This is a genomic window from Campylobacter sp. CNRCH_2013_0855, assembly GCF_025773025.1.
Classification (GTDB): Bacteria; Campylobacterota; Campylobacteria; order Campylobacterales; family Campylobacteraceae; genus Campylobacter_D; species Campylobacter_D jejuni_C.
Window position 1 is genome coordinate 1 of sequence record NZ_JAKMTE010000036.1, and the last position, 1,769, is coordinate 1,769.

The window sequence follows — 1,769 nt, forward strand, 5'->3', positions numbered from 1 at the left end:
CAAATGATGAAAGATTTTTTAGATCAAAGAAATTTGATAGAAAAACACTTAGAAGAAATAAAACAACAATTATCAAAAATGCTTAAAGAATTTCTTTCTATAAGAAATGATCTTTCGTTTTCTAATGGATGTAACTCTTTAGAAGAAGAAATTAGACATTATTGGAAGATAGAGGCTTGGCTTGATGTAGAGCTTAAAAGAATATGTATAAAGCTTATAGATACAAGAGTTTCTTATAATAGTTTTGATTTTGAGAATGTCAAAGTATTATTAGCGCATACTTTAAGTTATGAAGAGCAAAAAACCATTATAAAATCACTCAATTTAGAAACAAACATTAAAAAGGATTAATATGAAATTATTAAGTACAAAAGAAGTTGCACAGTATTTGGGTTTTAGCGTTGATAGGATAAGAAAAATGAGAATGAGAAAAAATCAAGCTATTTATAACTTTCCAAAGGGTGTTAGAGTGGGAAAAGTTTTAATGTATGAAAAGAAAGAAATCGATGATTGGATAAAATATTGCAAGGTTAGCTAAGCTTTCCTGCAAGTTTTTCTATATAATCTCCCCACCACTGCATTAATCTTCTTTTTAATTCTATATTTTTACTTCTATTGTAAGCTTTCAATATTGCATTTTTTTGCTCATGAGCTAAGCATTGCTCTGCTATATCCATACTTACTCCATGTTCCAATTGCTTTTCGTTTGCAATGCTTCTAAACATAGCACGAAATCCATGCGCGCTTTGAATTCCTTTATATCCTAAGCGTTTATTGGTATTGCATGTGATATTTTCACTATTACATCCTTTTTTAGAAGAACCAGCAAAAACATAATCATTGACTTTAATCGCATATTGATTTTTTAATATACTTATGGCTTGTTTACTTAATGCTATATTATGCTCTTTACGCATTTTCATTTTTTGAGCTGATATAGTCCAAATTTCATTTTTAAAGTCTATCTCATCCCAAGTAGCTTTTATAACATTGCCAGGTCTTTGGGCTGTTAAAAGCACAAAAAGCATTAAATTTTTATGACTTTGTTTGATATCTGAATGTATTAGAGTATTTATATATTCTTTAATATCAGATTCATCTAATAGGGTAGGTTGGTGTATAACCTGATTTGGTTTTTTAAATACAATATTGTTTTTGATAGAAGCTACGGGATTGTTTTCTATGATCTCAAGTTGTAAAGCATATTCAAATACTTTATTTATCCATATCTTTGCTTTTTGAAGCGTAGCGCTTTTATGCTCTATGGTCTTTAAAATATTAACAATATCTACTCTTTTTATATCATTAATATTTTTATATTCTAAAGATTTAAAAATACCTTCTTTGTAGCTTAGTCCTCTTTGGATTGTTTTCGCTGCTAAATTACTCTTTCTTGCATTTTCTAATACTTCATCATATAATACGCCAAATTTCAATCTTTTTGCATTGCTTATGTTTTGACCCTTGGCTTTTAGTTTGTGTGAATTTATAGCTATTTCTCTAAGCTCTGCTAGAGAAAGTAAGGGATATTCCCCAAGTGTTATATAAGTATCATTAGCTTGTCTTGTTTTAAATAACTTTTTGCCACTAGGATAAACAAAAACATATAATCCTTTTATACTAGGATCACTAAATTTTATAAATTTTTTACCATTATCGCATTTTACGCTTTTTAAGAAACTATCTGTAAGTTTATTAATTTTTGCCATTTTTATTCTTTGTATTATTGTAAAAAGTAACCCATTTAGTAGCCCACTTTTTTAAAAGTA

Annotated in this window: 3 protein-coding genes; 2 read left to right on the forward strand and 1 reads right to left on the reverse strand. The window is 28.0% G+C overall.

Annotated features, from left to right (window positions below):
• Together L8X40_RS08245 and L8X40_RS08250 are read left to right on the forward strand one after the other, a co-directional pair.
• On the forward strand, nt 1–351 hold a 351-nt coding region (locus L8X40_RS08245), incomplete at its 5' end, for a hypothetical protein (RefSeq protein WP_263667671.1).
• A gap of 1 nt (nt 352) precedes the next feature.
• Complete coding sequence (locus L8X40_RS08250; protein WP_012661534.1) at nt 353–538, forward strand: helix-turn-helix transcriptional regulator; 186 nt, start codon at nt 353–355, stop codon at nt 536–538.
• Here the strand turns inward: L8X40_RS08250 and L8X40_RS08255 are convergent.
• Complete coding sequence (locus L8X40_RS08255; RefSeq protein ID WP_263667672.1) at nt 531–1,709, reverse strand: tyrosine-type recombinase/integrase; 1,179 nt, start codon at nt 1,707–1,709, stop codon at nt 531–533. The genes L8X40_RS08250 and L8X40_RS08255 overlap by 8 nt on opposite strands.
• Nucleotides 1,710–1,769: the final 60 nt, after the last annotated feature.

What these genes read in the sequence shown, in the direction of transcription:
- L8X40_RS08250 (WP_012661534.1), top strand. Translation starts at nt 353, where the DNA reads ATGAAATTATTAAGTACAAAAGAAGTTGCACAGTATTTGGGTTTTAGC.
- L8X40_RS08255 (WP_263667672.1), bottom strand. Translation starts at nt 1,709, where the DNA reads ATGGCAAAAATTAATAAACTTACAGATAGTTTCTTAAAAAGCGTAAAA.